The sequence below is a fragment of the Nocardia inohanensis NBRC 100128 genome (assembly GCF_001612945.1).
Lineage (GTDB): Bacteria > Actinomycetota > Actinomycetes > Mycobacteriales > Mycobacteriaceae > Nocardia > Nocardia inohanensis.
In genome coordinates, this window is the sequence record NZ_BDBK01000012.1 from 449,474 (window position 1) to 473,246 (window position 23,773).

General features: G+C 69.1%; 9 protein-coding genes and 1 pseudogene. 6 read left to right on the forward strand and 4 right to left on the reverse strand.

Going from position 1 to position 23,773, the window contains the following annotated elements:
* Positions 1 to 3: 3 nt before the first annotated feature.
* Positions 4 to 12,951 (reverse strand): annotated as a pseudogene (locus NI1_RS24510) (SDR family NAD(P)-dependent oxidoreductase); the annotation flags it as partial.
* A 665-nt stretch (positions 12,952 to 13,616) separates the two neighbouring features.
* Between NI1_RS24510 and NI1_RS24515 the strand changes: the two are divergent.
* Positions 13,617 to 14,900, forward strand: a complete 1,284-nt coding sequence (locus NI1_RS24515) for a family 1 glycosylhydrolase (RefSeq protein WP_067825004.1) — start codon at positions 13,617 to 13,619, stop codon at positions 14,898 to 14,900.
* A 9-nt stretch (positions 14,901 to 14,909) separates the two neighbouring features.
* Here NI1_RS24515 and NI1_RS24520 read toward each other — a convergent pair whose 3' ends face one another.
* From NI1_RS24520 to NI1_RS24530, 3 genes are all read right to left on the reverse strand, one after another.
* Positions 14,910 to 15,758, reverse strand: coding sequence for a LuxR C-terminal-related transcriptional regulator (locus tag NI1_RS24520; RefSeq protein ID WP_084523617.1), 849 nt, complete (start codon positions 15,756 to 15,758; stop codon positions 14,910 to 14,912).
* A 14-nt stretch (positions 15,759 to 15,772) separates the two neighbouring features.
* Complete coding sequence (gene secY, locus NI1_RS24525; protein ID WP_067825006.1) at positions 15,773 to 17,092, reverse strand: preprotein translocase subunit SecY; 1,320 nt, start codon at positions 17,090 to 17,092, stop codon at positions 15,773 to 15,775.
* A 145-nt stretch (positions 17,093 to 17,237) separates the two neighbouring features.
* Positions 17,238 to 18,452, reverse strand: coding sequence for a hypothetical protein (locus NI1_RS24530; RefSeq protein WP_067825008.1), 1,215 nt, complete (start codon positions 18,450 to 18,452; stop codon positions 17,238 to 17,240).
* 375 nt (positions 18,453 to 18,827) lie between these two features.
* Here NI1_RS24530 and NI1_RS24535 point away from each other — a divergent pair, with 375 nt between their 5' ends.
* From NI1_RS24535 to NI1_RS24555, 5 genes are all read left to right on the forward strand, one after another.
* Positions 18,828 to 20,153 carry a family 1 glycosylhydrolase gene (locus NI1_RS24535; RefSeq protein ID WP_067825010.1) on the forward strand — a complete coding sequence of 442 codons (1,326 nt, stop codon included), beginning with the start codon at positions 18,828 to 18,830 and terminating at the stop codon, positions 20,151 to 20,153.
* 87 nt (positions 20,154 to 20,240) lie between these two features.
* Positions 20,241 to 20,891: an ABC transporter permease gene (locus tag NI1_RS24540; protein WP_067825370.1), complete on the forward strand. Its 651-nt coding sequence runs from the start codon at positions 20,241 to 20,243 to the stop codon at positions 20,889 to 20,891.
* Positions 20,884 to 22,044 (forward strand): ABC transporter ATP-binding protein, encoded by a 1,161-nt coding sequence (locus tag NI1_RS24545; protein WP_067825012.1) that lies wholly within the window; start codon positions 20,884 to 20,886, stop codon positions 22,042 to 22,044. The genes NI1_RS24540 and NI1_RS24545 overlap by 8 nt, the downstream gene beginning before the upstream one ends.
* Positions 22,041 to 22,790 (forward strand): ABC transporter permease, encoded by a 750-nt coding sequence (locus NI1_RS24550; RefSeq protein ID WP_067825013.1) that lies wholly within the window; start codon positions 22,041 to 22,043, stop codon positions 22,788 to 22,790. Before NI1_RS24545 ends, NI1_RS24550 begins: the two co-directional genes overlap by 4 nt.
* A complete protein-coding gene (locus tag NI1_RS24555; RefSeq protein ID WP_067825015.1) occupies positions 22,787 to 23,773 on the forward strand; it encodes a glycine betaine ABC transporter substrate-binding protein in 987 nt (328 codons plus the stop codon). The genes NI1_RS24550 and NI1_RS24555 overlap by 4 nt, the downstream gene beginning before the upstream one ends.

The window sequence follows — 23,773 nt, forward strand, 5'->3', positions numbered from 1 at the left end:
GGTTCAGCTGATTTGGTCGATGAAATCGAACAGTTCGCGGTCGTCCGCGTCGTCGAGACCGTCGGCGCCGTTGCCCAGGTCGATTTCTTCGGCGTCCTTGCCTTCGAGCTCGTGCAGCAGGACGGACAATCGGGTCGCGACAGCCGCCCGGTCCGCGGCCGACAGTTCGGCGGCGGCGAAGCTGCGGGCCAGCGAATCGAGTTCGGCCGCAATGCGTTCGGCCGGATCCTCGACCGGGACCAGCTCCTGGCGCAGGTGCGCCGCCAGCGCTTCCGGGGTGGGATGGTCGAACATGGCGGTCGCTGACAGTTGCACGCCGACAGCGGTTTTCAGGCGGTTGCGGAACTCCATGACGCCGAGCGAATCGAAGCCGATATCGCTGAACGGCTTGTCCGGCGGCGTGGCATCGGCATTGGGGTGGCCGAGGACCGCGGCGGCCTGGGCGCGGATCACGCCGAGGATGAGGCGTTCCTGATCGGCGGGCGGGCGGCCGAGCAGTTGCGCTTGCAGCGACGCCGAGCCCGCCGGGCGGGTATTCGATTCCGCTTGCCGGGCATCGGCCGTGCGCCGGCGCGGCGGCCGGGACAGGGCGCGCATGACCGGGCGCAGCTCGGCGGGATCCGCTGCGCCGAGCGCGGCCGGATCGACCCGGATCGCCACGAACTCCGATCGCCCGCCGGAAAGGGCGGCGTCGAAGAGTTCCATGCCGTCCGAATCGCCCAGCGGCAGCAGCCCTTCGCGCCGCAGCCGGGCGAGATCGGCCGCGCCGAGCGTGCTGGTCATCCCGCCGCTCTGCTCCCACGGTCCCCAGATCACCGAGGTCGCGGGCAGGCCGTTGACGTGGCGGTGGTGTGCCAGGGCGTCGAGGAAGACGTTGGCGGCCGCGTAGTTGGCCTGGCCCGGATTGCCGATCAGGCCCGCGATGGAGGAGTACAGCACGAAAGCCGACAGGTCCAGGTCCTTGGTGGCCTCGTGCAGGTTCCAGGCCGCATCGACCTTGGGGCGCAATACCTTTGCGATCCGGTCCGGGGTCATGGTGGCGAGCAGACCGTCGGACAGTACGCCGGCGGCGTGCACAACCGCGGTCAACGGGTGCTGGGGCGGGATGGCCGCCAGCACCGCGTCGAGTGCGCTCCGGTCGGCCGCATCGCAGGCGACCACCTCCACCTGCGCACCGAGCGTGGACAATTCGGCGGCGAGTTCGGCCGCGCCGGGGGTGTCCGGGCCACGGCGGCTCGCCAGCACCAGCCTGCGCACGCCGTGTGCGGTGATCAGATGCCGGGCGGCGACCGCGCCCAAGCCGCCGGTGCCGCCGGTGATGAGGACGGTGCCCTCGGGCCGCAGCGGGGCCGGCACGGTGAGCACGTTCTTGCCGATGTGCCGGGCCTGGCTCAGGTACCGGTACGCCTGCGGCGCTTGCCGCAGGTCCCACACGGTGGTCGGATACGGCGTCAGAGCTCCGGCTTCGAAGAGCTCCACCAAGGCGGTCAGGATCTCGTGCAGCCGATCCGGGCCGACCTCCATCAGCATGAAACTGAAGTAGTCGACACCCGGATGGGCGGCGGCCACCTCGGCCGGATCGCGGCGATCGATCATGCCCATTTCGACGAACCGGCCGCCGCGCGGCAGCAGACGCAGTGAGGCGTCGACGAATTCGCCCGCCAGGGAATCCAGGACGATGTCCACGCCGCGACCGCCGGTGGCGTCGAGGAACTTCCGCTCGAAATCCAAGGTGCGGGAGTTGCCGATGGCCGAATCGTCGAAGCCCAGCTCGCGCAGCACACTCCATTTCGGCTCGCTGGCGGTGACCAGCGGCCGCAGGCCGAGGTGGCGGGCGAGTTGCACCGCCGCCAGGCCCACGCCACCGGTCGCGGCGTGCAGCAGCAGGGTTTCGCCGGGGCGTGCCTGAGCCAGGTCGACGAGGCCGTAATAGGCGGTCGCGTACACGATCGGGATCGCCGCGGCCTGGGTGAAGGACCAGCCGTGCGGCATCGCGGCGAGGAGCCGGCGGTCGACCACCGCCATCGACGCGACGCCCGGGATCAAGCCGAAAACGCGGTCGCCGGGGGCGAATTCGGTGACATCCGGCGCGACCTCCAGGACGACACCGGCTCCCTCGCCGCCGGGGCGTCCGGACTTGTCGGGGTAGGTGCCGAGGGCCATCAGCACATCCCGGAAGTTGAGGCCGACCGACCGCACGCTGACCCGGACCTGGCCCGGTGCCAGGGGTTCCAACGCCGCCGGAGCGGCGCCGAAGGTGAAGTTGTCGGCGGTCAGCGTGCCCTTGTCACGTAGCTTCAGCGCCCACGCCGGGGTGTCGAGCGACGCGACTTCGGGTGCGTTCGAGTCGGTCCGGTTCAGGCGCGGCGCATAGGCTTTGCCGTTTCGCAGGGCCAGCTGGGGTTCGCCGGCGGTGGCCAGCGCACGGGCGACCGCGGTCCGATCGTCTGCCCCGGCTTCGATATCGACCAGCGTGATTCGGTCCGGGTTCTCGCTCTGGGCGGTACGCAGCAGACCCCAGGCCGCCACCGTGGTGAGGTCCACCGGCTCGTGCGGATGCACGGCGACGGCCTGGCGGGTCACCGCGACGATGCGGCGATCCTGGGCCAGCAGCTGCTGTAGCTGCGCGGTGCGGGCGGTGACGAGATCTCTTACCGCCGTCGGCAGTTCATCGCCGTGCCGGGTGTCGATGCGCAGCACGGTCGCGTCCTGTCCCCCGATGGTCACGGTCGCACCATCGGGGCTCCAGCTCACCGCCGTCTCGGGCGGCTCGGGCAGTTCGAGCCAGTTCAGTTCGAAGCCCACACCTTCGGTGCGAGACTGCGCCGCGTCCAGGGCATCGGCCGGCAAGCTGCGCAGGGTCAGCGCCGCCACCGCGGCGACCGCCAGACCGGACGAGTCGGCCAGCGTGACGGCTATCCGCTCCCCCACCGGGCCGGTGCCGGTCGCGGCGACCCGCACACGCAGGGTGGTCGCACCGGTCGCGTAGAGGCTGACGTTCTCCCAGGAGAACGGGACGGCGATCTCACCGGGCAGGGTGGCGGGAGCCAGCCCGCCGAGCAGAATCGCATGCAGTGCGGCATCGAGCAGAGCCGGGTGAATGCCGAATGTCGTTGCGCCCGCGGCAGACTCCGGCAGGTCGAGCTCGGCGAACACTTCGCCCTCGCGCCCCCACAGGGCGGTCAGGCCGCGGAAGGCCGGGCCGTACTCGTAACCGCGCTCGGCCAGCTCCGGGTAGGCGTGATCGATCGCGATCGGCGTCGCGTCCGCGGGCGGCCAGCTGACCGGATCGATCTCCGGGGCCGGGTCCGATCCGGTGGTGACGGAGGCGACCGCGTGGCGAATCCACTGTCCTGCCGCATTATCGGACGATCCCGCGTCATCGGCCTGCCGCGAGTACACCGATACCGTGCGAACGCCCTCGTCATCCGGGCCGCCCGCCACGACCCGCAGGTCGACGGCTCGGGTGGCCGGGATCGGCAGGGGCGCTTCGATGATCAGCTCGCCCAGGTGCGGGCACTCCACCGCCGAGCCCACGTGCAGCGCCAGCTCCGCGAGGGCCGCGCCGGGGAGCAGGACCACGCCGGCGACGGCGTGATCGGCCAGCCACGGCTGTGCGGCTCGGGACAGCCTGCCGGTGAACACCACATCCGGGGAGTCCGGCAAGCGCATCATCGCGGTCAGCAGCGGGTGGCCGGTGGAGTCCAGGCCGGACTGCCACAGGTCCGGCGTGGTAGCCGGTCGCGCCCAGTAGCGAGCGTGTTGGAACGCATAGGTGGGCAACGTCGTTCGGTGAGTGACGCGGTCCGCGTACAGCGGCGTCCAATCCACCGAGATACCGGCGACGGCGGCCCGGCCCAGTGCGGATACGAACTGCGCCGGTTCCTCGATCGCCCGGCGCGTGGTCGCGATCACCGTCGATTTGGCTTCGATGCCCGGAGTGTCGGCCAGGCATTGCCGAGTCATGGCGGCCAGCACCGCATCCGGGCCGATCTCCACGAACCGCCGCACGCCCGATTCGACGAGCGTGCCGATGCCCGGGGCGAAACGGACACAGCCGCGCACCTGCCGGACCCAGTATTCGGGATCGGTGAGCTCGGTCGCGGCCACCGCCGCGGAGAGGTCGGACACGATGGGCAGGGACGGCTCGTGGTAGGTCAATCCGGCAGCGACAGAACGGAACTCGTCGAGCATCGGTTCCATCAGCACCGAATGGAAGGCGTGGCTGACGCGCAGCCGCGAGGTCTTGACGCCCTCGACGGCGAGCCGGGCACCGATCTCGTCCAGCGCCTCCGCCGCACCGGACAGCACCGCCGCCGCCGGACCGTTCACGGCCGCCAGCGACACTCGGTCGTCATATGCGGCAAGCACTTCCAGCGCTTCGGCTTCGGGCAGCGCGATCGCGAGCATGGCCCCGCCCGGCGGCAGCGCACCCATCAACCGGCCGCGCGCCACCACCAGCGCACACGCGTCCGCGAGCGACCACACGCCCGCCACCTGCGCGGCCGCCAGCTCGCCGATCGAATGACCGATCAGCACATCCGGTGTGACACCGAACGATTCGACCAGCCGGTACAGCGCCACCTCGAACGCGAACAGCGCCGGCTGGGTGAACTCGGTCCGGTCCAGCACACCATCGGCGTCGGTGAACATGAGGTCCCGCAGCGAGCGGCCCAGCAGCGGATCGATCTGCGCGCAGACCTCGTCCAGCGCCGCCGCGAACACCGGGAACGCCGCGTACAGGCCCACGCCCATGCCCGCCCGCTGCGCGCCCTGACCGGTGAACAGGAAGGCTGTCTTACCCGTGCCCGGCGTGCCCTCGATCGTGCCCGGGGCGCCCGCCGCCAATTCGGCCAGACCCGAGAGCAACTCGGCCCGATCGCGGCCGGTGACGACGCCGCGCCGGTCGAGTGCCGCCCGCGATTCCACCAATGTCCTTGCCACCGACCAGATGTCGGCCTCCGGATGCTCGGTGAGCCAGGCCCGCAATCGTTCCGCCTGCGCCCGCAGGCTCGCCTCCGATTTCGCGGAGATCACCCATGGCGCCACCGCGCCGTCGTCATCCGGCTCGGCCGAGGCGTGTCCGGCTGAAACCGCCGGTGCGGGCGCCTCTTCGATGATCACGTGGGCGTTGGTGCCGCTGATGCCGAACGACGACACCCCGGCCCGGCGCACCCGCTCGCCGGCGGGCCACGGTCGCGGCTCGGTCAATACCCGCACCGCGCCCGCCGACCAATCCACATGCGGCGAGAGGGCATCCACGTGCAGGGTCTTCGGCAAGGATTCGTGCCGCAGGGCCTGCACCATCTTGATCACGCCGCCGACGCCCGCGGCCGCCTGGGTGTGACCGATATTCGATTTGAGCGAGCCGAGGTGCAGCGGTTCGCCCGCGCGCTCCTGCCCGTAGGTGGCGATCAAAGCCTGCGCCTCGATCGGGTCGCCCAGCGCCGTTCCGGTGCCGTGCGCTTCGACGACATCCACCTCGCTCGGACGCAATCCGGCACTCGCCAGGGCCGTCGCGATCACCCGCTGCTGCGAGGGACCGTTCGGCGCGGTCAGGCCGTTGCTGGCGCCGTCCTGGTTGATCGCGCTGCCGCGCACCACCGCGAGCACCTGGTGGCCCAGGCGGCGGGCATCCGAGAGCCGCTCCACCACCAGCACCGCCGCACCCTCGGACCAGGCGACGCCGTCCGCGGCGGCCGAGAACGATTTGGAGCGGCCGTCTTTCGCCAGGCCACGCTGGCGCGAGAACTCCTGGAACACCATCGGCGTCGACATCACCGTCGCGCCACCGACCAGCGCCAGCGCGCTCTCGCCCTGGCGCAGCGCCTGGCAGGCCAGATGCAGCGCGACCAGGGACGACGAGCAGGCCGTATCGACGGTCATCGCGGGACCTTCGAGACCCAGCGCGTACGCGACCCGGCCGGAGGCGACGCTGCCCAGGCCGCCGGTGAGCAGGTAGCCCTCCACCTCGGGCCCGGCCTTACCGGTGACGGCCTCGTAGTCCTGATACATCACGCCCGTGTAGACGCCGGTGTCGGTGCCGCGCAACGAGGCCGGGTCGATGCCCGCGTGCTCCAGCGCTTCCCAGGAGACCTCCAGCAGCAGGCGCTGCTGCGGGTCCATCGCGGTGGCCTCGCGGGGGCCGATACCGAAGAAGCCGGGATCGAAATCGCCTGCGTTGTAGAGGAATCCACCGCGCCGGACGTAGACCGTGCCGGGCTGGTCGGGGTCGGGGTCGAAGAGCCGGTCCAGATCCCAGCCGCGATCGGCGGGGAAGTCGCCGGTCGCATCCGTTCCGGTGGCGACCAGATCCCACAGCGCGTCCGGTGAGTCGACGCCGCCGGGGTAACGACAGGCCATGCCGACGATGGCGATCGGTTCGTCCACGCGAGTGCGGCGCGCGGTCTTCGCCTGTGCGGGAGCGGAATCGGTGCCCGCGATCATGGCGTGCAGCAGGGTGGCGACCGCCGCGGCGGTGGGATGGTCGAAGACCAGGGTGGAGGGCAGTTGGACGCCGGTGGCCTTGGACAGGCGGTTGCGGAATTCGACGCCGCCCAGTGAGTCGAAGCCGAGGGCGTCGAAGCGCTCGCCGGGGCTGATGTCTTCGGCGGAACCGTGGCCCAGGACGGCCGCGGCGTGTTCGCGGACCAGGTCCAGGATCACCTCGGCGCGTTGCGCCTGCGGCACCCGGCTCAGGCGGGTGGCCAGGGAACTCGACTGTGCCGCGGTGCGGTTCGCGGTGCGGGGCAGGAATCCGCGCAGGACCGCGGGTACCGCGCCGTGCTGGGCTTCGCGGCGCAGTTCGGCCGGCTCGAACCGGATCGCGACCAGGTGTGCGGCGGGGCCGGCGACCGCCGCGTCGAACAGCCGCAGCCCCTCGTCGTTGCCGATCGAGTGCAGGCCGAGTCGTTCCCAGCGGGCGACGGCGCTGCGGTCCAGGGTGCCGGTCATGCCGCCGGCGGAGTTCCAAGGGCCCCACGCCACCGCGGTCGCCGGGAGACCTTCGGACCGGCGGCGGTGGGCCAGGGCGTCGAGGAAGGCGTTGGCTGCCGCGTAGTTGGCCTGGCCCGCCGATCCGATCGTCGCCGCGACGGAGGAGAACAGGACGAAAGCCGACAGGTCACCCTCGCGAGTGAGATCGTCCAGGTGCCATGCGGATTCGGCCTTCGAGGCGAACACACGCCGCAATTGCTCGGGGGTGAGACCCGCGACGGTGGCATCGCCGAGGACACCCGCGGCGTGGATGATGCCGGTCAGCGGCCGGTCGGCCGGTATCGATGCGAGCAGGGTCCGGAGGGCTTCGCGGTCGGCCACATCGCAGGCCGCCACGCGCACCTCGGCCCCGGCTTCCGAGAGTTCGGAGACCAATTCCGCGGCGCCTTCGGCGTTCTCGCCACGCCGGGATACCAGCAGCAGCCGGCGCACACCGTGCGCGGCGACCAGGTGCCGGGCGGTCGATGCGCCGAGACCGCCGGTGCCGCCCGTGATCAAGACGGTGCCGGAGCCGAAGGACGGTTCGGCCGCGTGTTCCGCGCGCGCTTTCACCAAACGGGGCACGAGCAGAGCTCCGCCGCGCATGGCAGCCTGCGGTTCTCCGGCGGCGATCACCGCACCGAGCAGCGACGAATCACCCATGGGCGCAGCGGTGGACGGGTCCGTATCGACCAGCGCGAATCGGCCCGGGTATTCGGATTGGGCGCTGCGAATCAGGCCCCAGACGGCGGCCGCGGTGAGGTCCGGTGTTTCCCCCGGCAGCGCGGCGGCGTTCGAGGTCACCACGACCAGCCGGGTGTCGGCCAGATGGTCTTCGGCCAGCCAGGTCCGGACCGTGGCCAGGACCTGCTCCAGCTGACCGCGGACGGCGGCCGGATCGTCGGTGACTACGCCGAATTCCGGAGACCAGATCACGGCATCCGGGAGCTCCCGCACCGCAGCGATTTCCGCTGCGCTCGGATAGCAGGCCGCGATTCCGGCGACGGGATCGGTGCCCAGTACGGCCAGCCGATCCACGGACAGGCTCGCCGCCGCGGGTGTGGGCGTCCACTGGATCGCGAAGAGGTCGGCGGTGTCGCCCGCCAGGGTGCCGCGCAGCTGCTTCACGTCGTACGGCCGCATGACGACGGCATCGAGGGAGACCACCGGCTTGCCCGAATCATCTACGGCAGCAACCGAAATGGTTTCCTGGCCGCGCGTGGTGGCGATGACCCGCAGGGTCGTCGCATCGCCCAGGGGCCGGTGCAGGCGCGCTCCGCCCCATCGGAAGAGCAACCGGCCGGTGTCCGGGTCGGCCTCTTGATCACGCCAGAGCAGTCCCGCCAGCCCGGCATGCATGACCAGGTCGAGCAGGGCCGGATGCAGATCGAAACGCTCCGGTTCGGGCGCGGCGGAGGTATCGAGGGTGACCTCGGAGAAGACGGTGTCGTCCCGTCGCCATGCCGCGGTGACGCCGAGCAGAGCCGGACCGTACTCGAGCCCGGTCACGGCGGCAATGCGCTCGGGAATCCATGCCGCGTCGAGGGTTTCGGCATCGGCGGGCGGCCAGGGCTCGTCTTGCAGCTGGTCCAGCAGGGCGTCGCCGCCCGCCCAGGCGGGGGCCAGCACGCCGCTGGCGTTGCGCACCCATTCGCCCGCGCGGCGGAAGTAGAACCCGAACTGGCGTCGCCCGGTCTCGTCCGGCTCCCGCACGGCGACCTGGAGTTCGACCTCGTCCTCTTCCGACGGCGCGATCGGGGCTTCCAAGGTCAGTTCTTCGACTACGCCGCAACCGATCTCATTACCGGCGGCGAGCAGGAATTCGACCAGCGCGGCGCTCGGCAGCACCACGGTGCCGTACGTCCGGTGATCGGCGATCCACGGGTGGGTTGCCAGGGTGAACCTGCCGGTGAATACGAACTCGTCCTTACCGGCTACCGGCACCACTCCGGTGAGCAGCGGGTGGCTGTGGGCGTCGCCGGCGCCTTCGGGGCGGGGCGGCAGCCAGAAGCGCTGATGCTGGAAGGCGTAGGTGGGCAGGGGAACTCGGCGCTGCGGCCGGTCACCGAACAGCGGCGTCCAATCCACGCGCACGCCGGCGGTGTGCGCGTGCGCCAGCATGGTCAGGAACTGCTGAGCCTCATCGTGATCCCGGCGGGCGGCCGCCGCCACGACTGCGCCCGGCCGCACCTCCTCCGGGAGGGTCTGGCGGGTCATCGCCGTCAGCACGGCGTCGGGGCCTACCTCCAGGAATCGGCGCACACCCGAGGCATGGAGGGTCTCGATGCCCGGGGCGAAACGCACGGCGGCCCGGACCTGGCGAACCCAGTAGGCGGGGTCCAGCACTTCGTCGCCAGCGAGCTGACCGGAGACATTCGATACCACCGGCAAACGGAGCGGGTGGTAGGTCGAAGACCTTGCTACGGACTCGAATTCGGCCAGCATCGGTTCCATCCGATGCGAATGGAAGGCATGGCTGACCCGCAGCCGCGAGGTCTTCGTGCCGCGACCGGAGAACTCGGTTTCGATCTCGGCTACGGCATCATCGTCACCCGAGATCACCAGGGCCGCAGGGGCGTTCACCGCGGCGAGCGAGGCGCGGCCTGGGTACCGGTCGAGTACCGCGTTCACCTCGCTCTCGAACGCGCCGACGGCGAGCATGGCTCCGCCTTCGGGCAGCGCGCCCATCAGCCGGCCGCGAGCCGCCACCAAACGGCAGGCGTCCTGGAGGGACCACAGACCGGCGAGGTACGCGGCGGTGAGTTCGCCGATCGAATGGCCGTGCAGCACATCCGGGGTGACGCCGAAGGATTCCAGCAGGCGGTAGAGCGCGACCTCGTAGGCGAACAACGCCGGCTGCGTGAACTCGGTCCGATCCAGCACCGCGGCGTCGCCGCTGAAGATGATGTCGTCGAGCGCCCGGCCCAGCAGTGGATCGAATTCGGCGCAGATCGAGTCGAAGGCATCGGCGAAGACCGGGAACGCCCGGTACAGGCCGGTGCCCATTCCGATGCGCTGCGCGCCCTGGCCGGTGAACAGGAATGCGGTCCGCCCGGACCCGGCGACGCCGGTGATGACGCCGGTGCCGGTACCCGAGTCGGCGAGTTGGGCCAGGCGTTCGAGCAGTTCGTCACGATCACGGCCGAGCACCACGCTACGCGAATCCAGTTGTGCCCGTGCGGTTGCCAGCGCACGGGCCGCATTGGCGAGGTCGATCTCCGGGCGGGCCGACAGCCAGGCCCGCAGCCGAGCGGCTTGCGCACGCAGACCCGATTCACCCTTGCCCGATACCAGCAGCGGGGTGACCGCGACGGCATTGTTCGGCTGTGCCGCATCGTCTTTGCCGCTGTCGGCGGTGGCAGCGGCGGGCGCTTCCTCGAGAATCAGGTGCGCGTTGGTGCCGCTGATTCCGAACGACGACACACCCGCCCGGCGGATCCGCTCCCCCGCGGTCCACGGTTCGGGCGCGGTCAGCAGGCGCACCGCGCCCGCGGACCAATCCACGTGCGGCGACGGCGTTTCGGCGTGCAGGGTGCGCGGCAGGCTTTCGTGCCGCATGGCCTGCACCATCTTGATCACACCGGCGACGCCGGCGGCGGCCACCGCGTGACCGATATTCGATTTCAGGGAGCCGATGCGCAAGGGTTCGCGTTCACCGCGATCGTGCCCGTAGGCGGCGATCAAGGCGTGCGCTTCGATCGGATCGCCGAGCGCCGTACCGGTTCCGTGCGCCTCCACCGCATCCACGTCCGCGGCCGCGAGCCCCGCGTTGGCCAGCGCCTGCGCGATCACCCGCTCCTGCGCGGGACCGTTCGGCGCGGTCAGCCCATTGCTGGCGCCGTCATTGTTCACGGCGCTGCCGCGAATGAGCGCCAGCACCTGGTGGCCGCGGCGCCGCGCGTCCGAAAGCCGCTCCAGCACCAGCACACCCGAGCCCTCGGACCAGGCCACACCGTCGGCGGCGGCCGAGAACGCCTTGCACCGGCCATCCGGGGACAGGCCGCGCTGGCGGGCGAAGTCCACGTAGAGATAGGGGCTGGCCGCGACGGTCACGCCGCCCGCGAGCGCCAGCGAACTGTCCCCGTCCCGCAGCGCCTGACAGGCCAGGTGCAGGGCGACCAGCGATGACGAGCACGCCGTATCCACCGTCACCGCCGGGCCTTCCAGGCCGAACACGTAAGCCAGACGACCGGAGATGACGCTGTGCGAGGTGCCGGTCAGCCGGAAGCCCTCCAGGTCGCCGGTGACCCGGCGCGAGTAGCCGGAGGTGCAGGCGCCGGCGAAAACCCCGGTGTCGCTGCCCCGCAACGACATCGGGTCGATGCCCGCGTCTTCCAGGGCCTCCCAGGCGGTCTCCAGCAGCAGTCGCTGCTGCGGGTCCATCGCCAATGCCTCGCGCGGGCTGATGCCGAAGAATGCCGGATCGAAATCGCCTGCACCGCTGAGGAATCCGCCCTGGCGCGTGTAGACGGTTCCCGGCTTGTCCGGGTCCTCGTCGAACAGCCGGTCCAGGTCCCAGCCCCGGTCTTCGGGAAAGTCGGTGATCACGTCCCGGCCCGCGGACAGCAGGTCCCACAGGTCCTCGGCCGAGCGCACACCGCCGGGGAATCGAGCGCCGATGCCGACGATGGCGATCGGTTCGTCCGTGCCCGCGTGCCGCGACACCCGGTGCTCGGCCGGGCGAGCACCGGTGATCCGGGCGCGCAGCAGTGCGGCGACCGCGTTCGCGGTCGGATGGTCGAAGACGAGCGAGACGGGCAGGGACAGACCGGTGGCGCGAATCAGCCTGTCGCGCAGCTCCACTCCGCTGACCGAATCGACGCCGAAGTCGGTGAACGGCAGGTCGGGGTCGAGCGAGTGAGGCGAATCATGACCCAGCACGGCCGCGGCATGCTCCCGCACGAGGTCGAGAACGACCGCGGCACGCTGGAATTCGGGGACGGTCGACAGGGTGCGCGCCAATGGGCTGTCCTGCGGCGCAGCCGAACCCGGCGCGCCGGAAACAGCCTGAACCGCGGCGCGGGCATCGGCCAGCGAGGCCGCGAACCGCTCCGGGCCGCCTTCGCCGCGCCGCAGGGATCCGACCACGGCCACGGTCCCGGCCGCCTCCCCGGCCTCGGCGATCAGGGCGATGTTCACGGTCAGCACCGGATGCGGGCTCACCTCGACGAATCCGGTGACGCCGGACTCGATCAGCGTGGTGACGGTCTCGGCGAACCGAATCGGTTCCCGCTCGGCGCGATACCAGTACTCGGCATTCAGCTCCGCCGTATCCAGCTCCGCGGCGGCGATCGTGGAGTAGAAGGGCACCGTGCCGGTGCGCGGGCGGATCGGTTCCAGCTCTTCGAGCAGCCGGGTCCGGATGCGTTCGATCGCCGGCGAATGCGATGCGTAATCGATCGGCACCCGGCGCGCTCGCACACCCGCGCCGGTGCACTCGGCGAGCAGTTCCTCAACCGCCGCGATGTCACCGGATACGACGGTCTGCGCAGGCCCGTTCAGCGCGGCCGGCGTCAAGCGATCCCCGTACGCCGCGAGCCGTTCCCGGACCGCGTCCAGGTCGAGGCCGATCGAGGCCATCGCGCCGTGTCCGGCCAGTTCATCGGCGAGCGCCCGGGAGCGCAGCGCCACCACCCGGGCCGCATCGGACAGCGACAGGCCACCGGCGATATGCGCGGCGGCGATCTCCCCGTGCGAATGGCCGATCACCACGTCCGGTTCGACTCCGGCCGCCTGCCACGTGCGGGCCAGCGAGACCATCACCGCGAACAGCGCGGGTTGCACCACGGCGACGTTCTCCAGCGCGGGAGCACCGGTTTCGCCGCGCAGCACCGCGGTGAGCGACCACTCCACGTACGGCGCGAGCGCCGCCTCGCACTGCGCGATCGACTCCCCGAACACCCCGCCCGCCGCCAGCAGCTCGCGTGCCATGCCCGCCCACTGGCTGCCGTTACCCGGGAATACGAACGCGATCCGCCGCCGTTCGCCCCCATCCGGCATGCTGCCCGACTTCCCGACATTGGCGACGGCAAAGGCCGATCCGGTCACCCCTGAACATCCTTCATACATAGAGCGGGTCAGACTATTCCAGCTCCGACACAACGGATTTCGATGCGGTCGAAACGCTGCGAAGAGCCCGCGCGCGGCGGGGACGTCTCTCCGCTGGACGGTTCCGGCCCGAGGGGATGGCGCAGGCGGAACCAAACCGGCCCGGCGGTGTGCGGCCGGGCTCGGTGGAGCGTTTGATCAGCGAGCGACGCTGCCAGACTGAAGCGCTACCTGGGTAAGCAAGCAGATCGAGGCTCACATACCGGGTCTTCGGAAAGCATGTTTCATTGAACTGAACAGTATTTGGATGGTCTTGAACTTGTCAACAGACCAACAGTCTCACCAGGGCCGATCGCGAGGTACGACACCACAACATTACTAAGGGTCCTGTTCCCATGCGGTACTTGCGATTTCGAGCTACGATCCCGCGCGCGCCGGCCGAGCGGGGTTGCCGTGGCCGGAATACTAGGGCGGAGGCTGCTCGCCCGGTATCGGGCATATGCCCTATATTCGCGCGACGCGTTCGACCGCGATCGCCGCCGATCTCTCCGGTGCGCCCCGAAACCCGCTCTCCGGCAGGTAGTCTCGATCCGATGGGACATCGTGCGTTGTTCACACTGGCCTGTATCGTCCTGACCGCCTGCGCGGTCATCACACCCGGCCGCGCCGCCGCCGAGGTGCCGGGGGTGGGCGGCGGATTCCGCTGGGGCGTTTCCAGCTCCGGCTTTCAGAGCGAAGGCTTTGCGCCGGACAGCAATTGGAGTAGGTACGCCCGATCCGGGCAGGCCGAGGACTATCGCAATTCGGTCGACTTCCTGCACCGCTACGACGAGGACATCCAGCACGCGGCCGAGCTCGGGGTGGGAGTCTACCGGGTCAGCGTGGAATGGGCCCGGGTGCAGCCGAATCCGGGCGAATGGGACTTTTCCTTCTATGACCGTATGATCGCGCGAATCCGATCGGCGGGGATGCAGCCGATGATCACCCTGGATCACTGGGTTTTCCCCGGCTGGGAGGTCGATCGGGGCGGCTGGCGCAGTGCGGGCATGGTCGAGGACTGGCTGACCAATGCGCGCGCGGTGGTGGATCGCTACGCGAGCTCGGACCCGCTGTGGGTCACCTTCAATGAGCCACTGGCGTATGTGGGCAAGGAGCAGCAGATCGGCGGGATCGGATCGCTCGACGCCACCACCATGATCGACCGCATGGTCGCCGCCCACCGCGCGATCTACGACCACATCCACGCCCGGCAGGGCGGCGCGATGGTGACCAGCAATATCGCCTACTCGGCCATCGGCACGGCCGCCGCCGACGCGTCCTTCGTCGACCGGATCGCGGACAAGCTCGACTACATCGGCATCGACTACTACTACGGCGGCTCCCTGAGCAAGCCGCCGAATCTGGCCGCCCTGCTGACCAATCAGTCCTCGAGCCTGATCCTGGAACCGGACGGCATCTACTACGTACTGCGCCGCTACTCCCAGAAGTTCCCCGGCCGCCCGCTCTACATCGTCGAAACCGGCATGCCCACCGACAACGGCTCCCCCACCACCGACGGCATGACCCGCGTGGACAACCTGCGCGACACCGTCTACTGGGTGCAGCGCGCGAAAGCCGACGGCATGAGCGTGATGGGCTTCAACTACTGGAGCATCACCGACAACTACGAATGGGGCAGCTACTCCCCCCGTTTCGGCCTCTACACCGTGGACGTCACCACCGACCCCGGCCTGACCCGCCGCCCCACCGACGCGGTAGCCGCCTACCGCGACATCACCGCCGCCGGCGGGGTCCCCGGAAACTACGCACCCACCCGGGCCCCCGCGCTCTGCTCCATCCAGGACCTGCCCTCGAGCTGTTTCGATCCGGTCAGGTGACGGGGCGGATCACCGCGACCGCCCGGCGGGGACGATGCGGCGGGTGTGGGCGTAGACGACGGCTTGGACGCGGTCGCGGACACCGAGTTTGGCGAGCACGTTGGAGACATGGGTTTTGACGGTTTGCTCGCCGACGCCGAGCGCGGCGGCGATCTCGGGGTTGGTATGCGCCTCGGCCATCAGCAGCAGGACCTGGTGTTCGCGCGGGGTGAGGGCGGCGAGTTCGGGGGCGGTGGGGAACGGGTCGATGCCGTGGGTCAGGCGGGTGATCAGGTGACGGGTTCGGCGTGGATCGATGAGGGCGTCGCGCTGGGCGGCGGTTCGGATGGCGGCCAGCAGGTCCTGGGCCGGGAGGGATTTGGTGAGGAAGCCGCAGGCGCCCAGACGTAGTGCGCGGTAGAGGTTTTCGTCACTGTCTTCGGTGGCGAGGGTGAGAATTCGGCCGCCGGCGGCGAGTTCCGCGATGCTGTCGATGGTGGCGGGCTCGTCGAAGCCGGGCATGTCCAGGTCGAGGATGGCGATGTCGGGGCGCAGGCGCGTCAGCTCGTGGACGGCCGCGGCGCCGTCGCCGACTTCGGCGACGCAGCGCAGATCCGTCTGCGCGTCGATGACGGCCCGCATGCCCGATCGGAACAGCAGCTGGTCGTTCGCGAGCAGTACCGAGATCGTCGAATTCCGGGGTGCGGCCGCGATATCGGCGGCCGCGGCCGCATCGCGTGGGCCGGGGCCCAGGGTGGCGCTGCGGCCGCCGATCGGCGCGACCGCCTGCGCGGTGCCCGCCGACAGCACGGTGGCGCTGATCGCGAGCACGAGCGTGGAGACCAGCCGCAGCAGCAGCGGACGCGTCAAGGTAGCCATCTGCACAGTCTGCTTCAGCGCAGGAATCCTGTGTAGTTCTGGTTCATCATCCGGCTCTCCAGCTGTTTGATCGTGTCGAGGCCGACGCTCACCACGATCAGCACCGAGGTGCCGCCGAACGCGAGATTCTGGGCCGAGCCGCCGGAGCCGAAGTGCAGCAACAGGTTCGGCAGCACGGCGACCGCGCCCAGGTAGACCGATCCGGGCAGCGTGATCCGGCTCAGCACATGGTTCAGGTACGCGGCGGTCGGCTTTCCCGGCCGGTACCCCGGAATGAAGCCACCGAACTTCTTCATCTCCTCCGCCCGCTCCGCCGGATCGAAGGTGATCGCGACATAGAAGTAGGTGAAGAACAGGATCAGCGAGAAGTACGTCCCGACATACACCGGGTTGTTCGGATCGACCAGGTACTTCTGGATCAGCTGCTGCCATGCGGCCGGATCGCCCGCACCCCGCTGCGTCAATTGCGCCAGCAGGTTCGGCAGATACAGCAGCGAGGACCCGAAGATGACCGGAATGACCCCCGCCTGATTCACTTTCAGCGGCAGATAGGTCGAGGATCTGCCGTACAGCTTGCGCCCCACCACGCGCTTGGCGTATTGCACCGGAATTCGCCGCTGCCCCTGCTCGACGAAGATGACGGCGACGATCAGCAGCAATATGGTGCCGCAGAGCGCGGCGAAGGTCGCTGCGCCCCGGCTGTCCAGAATCGCCCGGCCCTGACTCGGGATTCGCGCCGCGATACCGGTGAAGATGAGCAGCGACATACCGTTGCCGATGCCGCGCTCGGTGATCAGCTCGCCGAACCACATCACCAGCGCCGCCCCCGCCGCCATAACCAGCACGATCACGATCATGGCGAACAGCGAGTCGTCGGCCAGGATGTCCTGCTCGCACCCGCGCAGCAGCTGCCGTCGCGCGGCCAAGGCCACCAAGGTCGACGCCTGCAACACCGCCAGCGCCATCGCCACATAGCGGGTGTACTGCGTGATCCGCGCCTGCCCGGACTGGCCCTCCTTGCGCAGCTCCTCGAAGCGCGGAATCACCACGGTCAGCAGCTGGGTGATGATGCTCGCGGTGATGAACGGCACGATCCCGATGGCGAACACCGACAGTTGCAGCATCGCGCCGCCGGAGAAGAGGTCGATCAGCTGAAAGATCCCCGCCGATTCGCCACCGGATACCAGGGCGATACAGCTGCGCACGGCCTTGTAGTCGACGCCGGGCGACGGTAGCGCCGCACCGAGCCGGTACAAAGCGAGCAGCCCCAGCGTGAACAGGATCTTCCGCCGTAGATCCGGCATCCGCACGGCCGGCACGAGCGCGGAAAGCACATATCCCCCTCACGAATACAGGTGCGGGACAAGAGGTTCACTCCCGTCCCGAAGACCTTCGACGCTACGGAGATCCGTATCCGCGCACGTCGTCCGCGAGGTGGAATCCGCGCTCCCCCGATGGAGGGATTCGCGCGAATCGCGTTCAGTACCAGGGGCCGCCGTACACCCCGCCCGGACTGCGCACCAATTCGCCGCGTTCGTAACACAGGAATTTGGCGTCGGTGCCGAAGCAGTCGGTGTAGTCGTTGGTGACGTGGCCGGAGGACACCAGGGTCCATTCGCCGCCGACGGTGTCCATCGGGCGCAGCTTCCATTTCGTGGACACCTTGCCCAAGGTGGTCAGGTCGATCACCGGACTGTCGTCGGTGTTCTCGATATACAGGAAATGCCCGGCCAGGTACACATGGGAGAGATGCAGGCCCGCGGCATCGGCACCGGACTTGCGCAGCACGAAATCCTTTTTGCCGATGTCGTAGACGTTCAGGTAGTTGTCCGCGTCCGCCGACCCCTTACCCCAAGTCATCACGAGATTGCCGCTGCGCTGATATCCGGAAGGCGAGGTGTTCGAGAGCGGCCCCAGCAGACTCGCCGACGCGGCATCGAAATACGACACGCCATAGTCGGGTTTGCCCTGCCGCTGCACGAAGAATCCGCCGCCGTCCGCCACGTCTCCGCGCTGATCGCCCGGCATATCGCGCAGGAACTTCAGATCCGCGAAGCGCCCGATCTCCGCGCCGTCCTTCGTACTGTTGAACACCAGCGTCTCCCCCGCCGACACCCCGATTTCGCGCGCCAGCACCGAACCGGTGACCAGGGAGTCGTAGATCTGCCCGTCATCGCGGTCCCACACCGGAGCGAGGGTAGCGAGATCGAATCCCACCAACCGCGAACCACCCAGGCGCACAATGAAACCGAAGTTGGTGGGCCAGAGATCGTTGATGTCCCCCGTCAGCTGCGCCGGCCACGGCGTCTGCACGGCGGGGCTGGTGTCACGCAGGCCGAACGAGACGATCCGGGTCGCGAACTTCTCCGCGTTCAACCCGGAGGCGGGCGTTCGGGTGGCCAGCACATAGACGACCCGGAGGCTCTTCGGGTCACCGGCCACCGTGCAGCGCTGCTTCACCAGCTGTTCCGGGGCCGCCAGCGTCGGTTTCGGCAATGGCAGGTTGGCTCCGGTCTGCGGATCGAAAACCTCTCCGGTGGAGAATTTGTCGCGGCCGTCCGGATCGCAGCCGGAGAACGTGGTTCCGGGGCTGCGCCGTAACGAGTCGCCGGTGGGCAGCACGGCTTTCGTCGCGGCCGCGCCGGTGGAGGTGGCGGGAACCGAAGTGGCGGTGGCGGTCTCGCTCGACGGCAACGGGGTTACCGAAGTCGGGGTCGCGCTCTCGCGCGCCGACGTACAGCCGGGCACGCACAGTAGCAGCAGTGCGGATGCTATGGCACTGATTCGCCGAAGTCGTTGTACAGCAGGCTTTTTCACGATTGCTCACTCCCGGCGACAATCCGACCCGACATCTCGGAGTCCATTCTGACCGATCACCGCCGCGACCGGACCGAATATCGGAACCTCGGCGGCCGGCGGCGGCGTGCCTCACGGCGAGTCGATCTACGCCCCATGACAGGGTCCTGCCAAACCACAATCGAGTCGGCATATCCCCGCAACAAAGTGCAGCTATTCAGGAGTTAGCTGCCACTTTCGGAGCTTTCACGGAATTTCCCAGGGGATGTGCTCATGCGCACAAGATTTCGCTGCCTGGCCGGGGCCGGGCTCATTATGGCCGCCACCATGCTGCCGTCCGCGGTGACCGGGCAGAGCAGCCCGGTGTTCGAGGAAACGCGGACCGGCGTGCTGGGTGACAATTTCCTCTGGGGTGTGGCCGCTTCCGGATTCCAATCCGAGGGGCAGTCACCGGACAGCAATTGGACCCGCTACATCGACGCCAATCCGGGCTGGGATCGACTCGGCGATGCGGTCGATTTCCGTGACCGGTACCGCTCCGATATCGCGCTCGCGGCGGGGCTGGGCGTCAAGGTATTTCGCGTCGGACTGGAATGGGCGCGATTGGAACCCCGACCGGGAGTGTGGGATTCGGCGGCTTTCAGCTATTACGACGGGGTGATCGCCGCCATCGTGGCAGCCGGAATGCGGCCGATGCTGACCTTGGATCACTGGGTGTATCCCGGCTGGGAAGTCGATCGGGGCGGCTGGGGCAATCCCGGCATGGTCGCGGACTGGCTGGATAACATGCGCAAGGTCGTCGACCGCTATGCGGCGCGCGATCCGATCTGGGTGACCGTGAACGAGCCGGTCGCCTACATCATGCACGAAGTCCGACAGAACGGCACCGACGCCGATCGGATGCTGGACCGAATCGCCGAGGCGCACAACGATATTTACGACTACATCCATCAGGTGCAACCGGGCGCGCGGGTGACCAGCAATGTCGGTTATGTCGCCGGGGCCGAAGAGCGGGTCAACGGACCGCTCATCGAGCGCATCGGGGACCGGCTGGATTTCGTCGGCATCGACTACTACTTCGGCTACGAACCGCCGGAATCGGCCGCCCGATCCGATGGTTCGGCCGATCGCCCGGCCGGGATGTGGGACCTGCCGGTGCGTCCGGAGGGCATCTACTTTGCGTTGCAATACTATTCACGCAAGTTCCCGGGCAAACCGCTGTGGATCGTGGAGAACGGCATGCCCACCGAGGACAGCAAGCCGCGCGCCGACGGTTACACCCGCTCCGATCATCTGCGCGACACCGTCTATTGGATGCAGCGCGCCAAGGCCGACGGCATGAACGTGATCGGCTACAACTACTGGAGCATCACCGACAACTACGAATGGAGCTCCTACACACCGCGATTCGGGCTCTACACCGTGAATGCCCGCACCGATGCGACCCTGGCCCGCACCCCCACCGACGCGGTGACCGCCTACCGCACCATCATCGCCGACGGCGGCGTGCCCATCGACTATCCGCTGGTCCGCGCGCCCGCCGACTGCGGCCTGATCGACCCGCCCGCCAGCTGCGAAACCCCGGTCACCGCACCCTGATTCTTGCCGTGGGCAACGAAATCGTGCCCGGTGCGGGCGCATTGCCGTTATGCTCACCCCGATGCCGACCTGAGGGAGGGCAGGGCGCTGGATACGCTGTGGACCTACGTCTCCGACCACCGTCATCAATTGCTGACGGATTCATATCTGCATGTCTCCGCGGTGGTGCAGGCGGTCGTCATCGCCGCGATCGTCTCGGTCGTGATCGCGGCGCTGGTGCATCGCAGCCCGCTCGGTTCCGCGATATCGACCGCGACCGCCAGCATTATTCTGACCATCCCGTCGTTCGCCCTGCTGGGCCTGCTGATTCCGGTGCTCGGCCTGGGGGTTCCGCCGACCATCACCGCGCTGGTGCTCTACGCGCTGCTGCCCATCCTGCGCAATGCCATCGTGGGCTTGTCCTCGGTCGACCCGGCGGTCACGGATGCGGCGCGCGGCGTCGGCATGAACCGCCTGCGGGTGCTCACCGTGATCGAACTGCCGCTGGCCTGGCCGGCGATTCTGGCGGGCATGCGGATCAGCACACAGATGATCATGGGCATTCTGGCCATCGCCGCCTACGCGAAGGGGCCGGGGCTGGGCAACCTCATCTTCTCCGGACTGTCGCGGCTCGGCACGCCGACGGCGGTGCCGCAGGCCCTCACCGGCACCGTGCTGATCGTGGTGCTGGCGCTGCTGCTCGACGCCCTGCTCGTCCTCACCGGCCGACTGACCACACCCGGGGGTATCCGTGACTGAACCCGAGACCGCTGTCTCCGGCGTCGAGATCGTTCTGGAGTCGGTGACCAAACGCTATCCGGGACAAGCGGATCCCGCGGTCGAAGGCGTGTCGATGGTCATTCCGGCGGGCGAGACGGTGGTCCTGGTCGGCCCGTCCGGCTGCGGCAAGACCACCACCATGCGCATGATCAACCGGCTGATCGAACCCAGCTCCGGCACCATCACCATCGGCGGCCGGGACGCGGCCGCGGTGAATCCGGACCATTTGCGGCGCGGCATCGGCTACTCGATCCAGCAGGCCGGGCTGTTTCCGCATCTGACCGTCGCCAAGAACGTGGCGACCGTGCCCGGACTGAACGGCTGGGATCGCAAACGGATTTCGGCCCGCGTGGACGAGATGCTCGAACTGGTAGGCCTGAACCCGGGCGCTTTCCGGGACCGCTATCCGCGGCAGCTCTCCGGCGGCCAGCAGCAGCGGGTCGGGGTGGCGCGCGCCCTGGCCGCCGATCCGCCGGTGCTGTTGATGGACGAGCCGTTCGGCGCGGTCGACCCGATCACACGCGGGCTGTTGCAGGACGAGTTGCTGCGGCTGCAAGCCGAACTGCGCAAGACCATCGTCTTCGTCACCCACGATTTCAACGAGGCCGTGAAGCTCGGTGATCGGATCGCCGTGCTGGGCAGCCGATCCCGCATCCTGCAATACGACACCCCGGCCGCGATCCTCGCCGACCCGGCCGATGAGACGGTCGCGGGATTCGTGGGCGCGGACGCCGCGCTGAAACAGCTCACGCTGACCCGCGTCGAGGATATCGAACTGGGTGACTGCGCCACCGCACGCGAGAGCGATCCGGTGGAAACACTGCGCGCGGCCATCACCGAAGGCGGCAAGGACTGGGGACTCGTACTGGACGACCAGCAGCGCCCGCTGCGCTGGGTCACCCTCGCCCAGCTCGCGCGCGCCGACTCCCTCCGCGATGCCGGAACCGCTGTGGGCGAAGGTGTTTCGCTGCGCTCCACGCTTCAGGAAGCCCTGGAGGCGCTGCTGGCCGAGAGCACCGCGAACGCGGTCGTCACCGGACGGCGCGGCGCGTACGCCGGGCTCATCACCATCGACACCCTGGTCGCGCACCTGTCCGCGATCCGGGCGTCGCACGCGGGCGGTACCCCGTGACCGCGCAGACCGAGCGTCGCGCCGAACGCATCCGGCTGCTCGCTCAGCCGGTGCTCGCCCTGCTGCTGAGCGCGGGAGTGCTGGTGTGGGCGTTCGCCCGTGAGCTCACCGCCACCCAGCGGGCCAGTCTCAGCGCGGGCAATATCGCCACCGTCACCTGGGAGCATGTGCGCATCACCGTCACGGTGGTGGCCATCGTCGTCGCCATCGCGGTGCCGCTGGGGACCGCGCTCACCCGGCCTCGATTGCGCCGGCTGGCACCGCTGTTCGTCGGCTTGGCCAATATCGGCGCGGCCGCACCGGCCATCGGGCTCATCGTGCTGTTCTATCTGATCACCCGCACCACCGGGTTCTGGATCGGCGTCGCCCCCATCGTGCTGCTGTCACTGCTGCCGGTGCTGCGCAACACCATTCTCGGATACCACCAGGTCGATCCCGCCGTCATCGATGCCGGTCGCGGACAGGGCATGTCGGCGGCGGCCGTGCTGCGCGGTATCGAATTCCCGCTCGCGGTGCCGTACATCCTTGCCGGGCTGCGTACCTCGCTGGTGCTCGCGGTCGGCACGGCGACGCTGTCGTTCCTGGTCAGCGCGGGCGGATTGGGCATCCTCATCGACACCGGCTACAAGCTGCGCGACAATGTCACGCTCTGGGTGGGCGCGCTGCTGGCGGTGGCGCTGGCGCTGTTCATCGATTGGCTCGGCGCGCTGGCCGAACGCTATCTGGGACCGAAGGGGCTGCGATGAGAGCCCGGATCCGGCGCGGCTGTGCGGCTCTCGCGGCCGCGGTCACGGTGCTGGTCGCCGCCGCGTGCGGTCTGGAGGCGGGCGGTTCGGTCCCGCTGCGGGTGAACCCCGGCAGCATCCAGCCGATTCCCGCCCTGGAGGGTGTGCGAATCACGGTCGGCTCCAAGGACTTCACCGAACAGAACATCCTCGGCTATCTCATCGCCTTCGCCCTCGACGCGGCCGGCGCCGAAGTCCGGGACCTGACCAATATCGTCGGCTCCAACAGCCTGCGCGACGCCCAGGTCCGCGGCCAGGTGGACATCGCCTACGACTACACCGGCACCGGCTGGATCAACTACCTGGGCAACGAAACCCCGGTCTCCGGCTCCGAACCCCAATTCGAGGCCGTCCGCGACGCCGACCGCACCGCCCACGGCATGGTCTGGGCCGCAATGGCTCCCATGAACAACACCTACGCCATGGTGACCAGCGCCCGCACCGCCCAGGAGACCGGCGTCCGCACCCTGTCCGACTACGCGCGCCTGATCGCCGCCGACCCCGCCGCGGCCGCCACCTGCGTCGGCACCGAATTCAACGTCCGCCAAGACGGATTCCCCGGCATGGCCCGCAAATACGGCATCGACACCGGCAAAGTCCAGAAGCAGATCGTCCAGGACGCCCTCGTCTACCAGGCCACCGCGGACGCCCGCCAATGCCGCTTCGGCTCGGTCGCCGCCACCGACGGCCGCATCCCCTCCCTGGACCTCCGCCTCCTCGACGACGACCTCGGTTTCTTCCCGCAATACAATGCGGCCCTGGTGATGCGCGCCGATTTCGCCGCCGCCCACCCCCAGGTGATCGAACTCCTCACCCCCATCTCCCGCCTACTGACCAACCAGTCCATCACCGACCTCAACCGCAAGGTCGATGTCGAGGGCCGCGAACCGGCGGTGGTCGCCCGCGAATGGATGGCCGCCCAGGGCTTCGTCACCATCCCCTGA

What these genes read in the sequence shown, in the direction of transcription:
- NI1_RS24515 (WP_067825004.1), top strand. Translation starts at nt 13,617, where the DNA reads ATGGGACATCGTGCGTTGTTCACACTGGCCTGTATCGTCCTGACCGCC.
- NI1_RS24555 (WP_067825015.1), top strand. Translation starts at nt 22,787, where the DNA reads ATGAGAGCCCGGATCCGGCGCGGCTGTGCGGCTCTCGCGGCCGCGGTC.
- NI1_RS24520 (WP_084523617.1), bottom strand. Translation starts at nt 15,758, where the DNA reads ATGGCTACCTTGACGCGTCCGCTGCTGCTGCGGCTGGTCTCCACGCTC.
- NI1_RS24535 (WP_067825010.1), top strand. Translation starts at nt 18,828, where the DNA reads ATGCGCACAAGATTTCGCTGCCTGGCCGGGGCCGGGCTCATTATGGCC.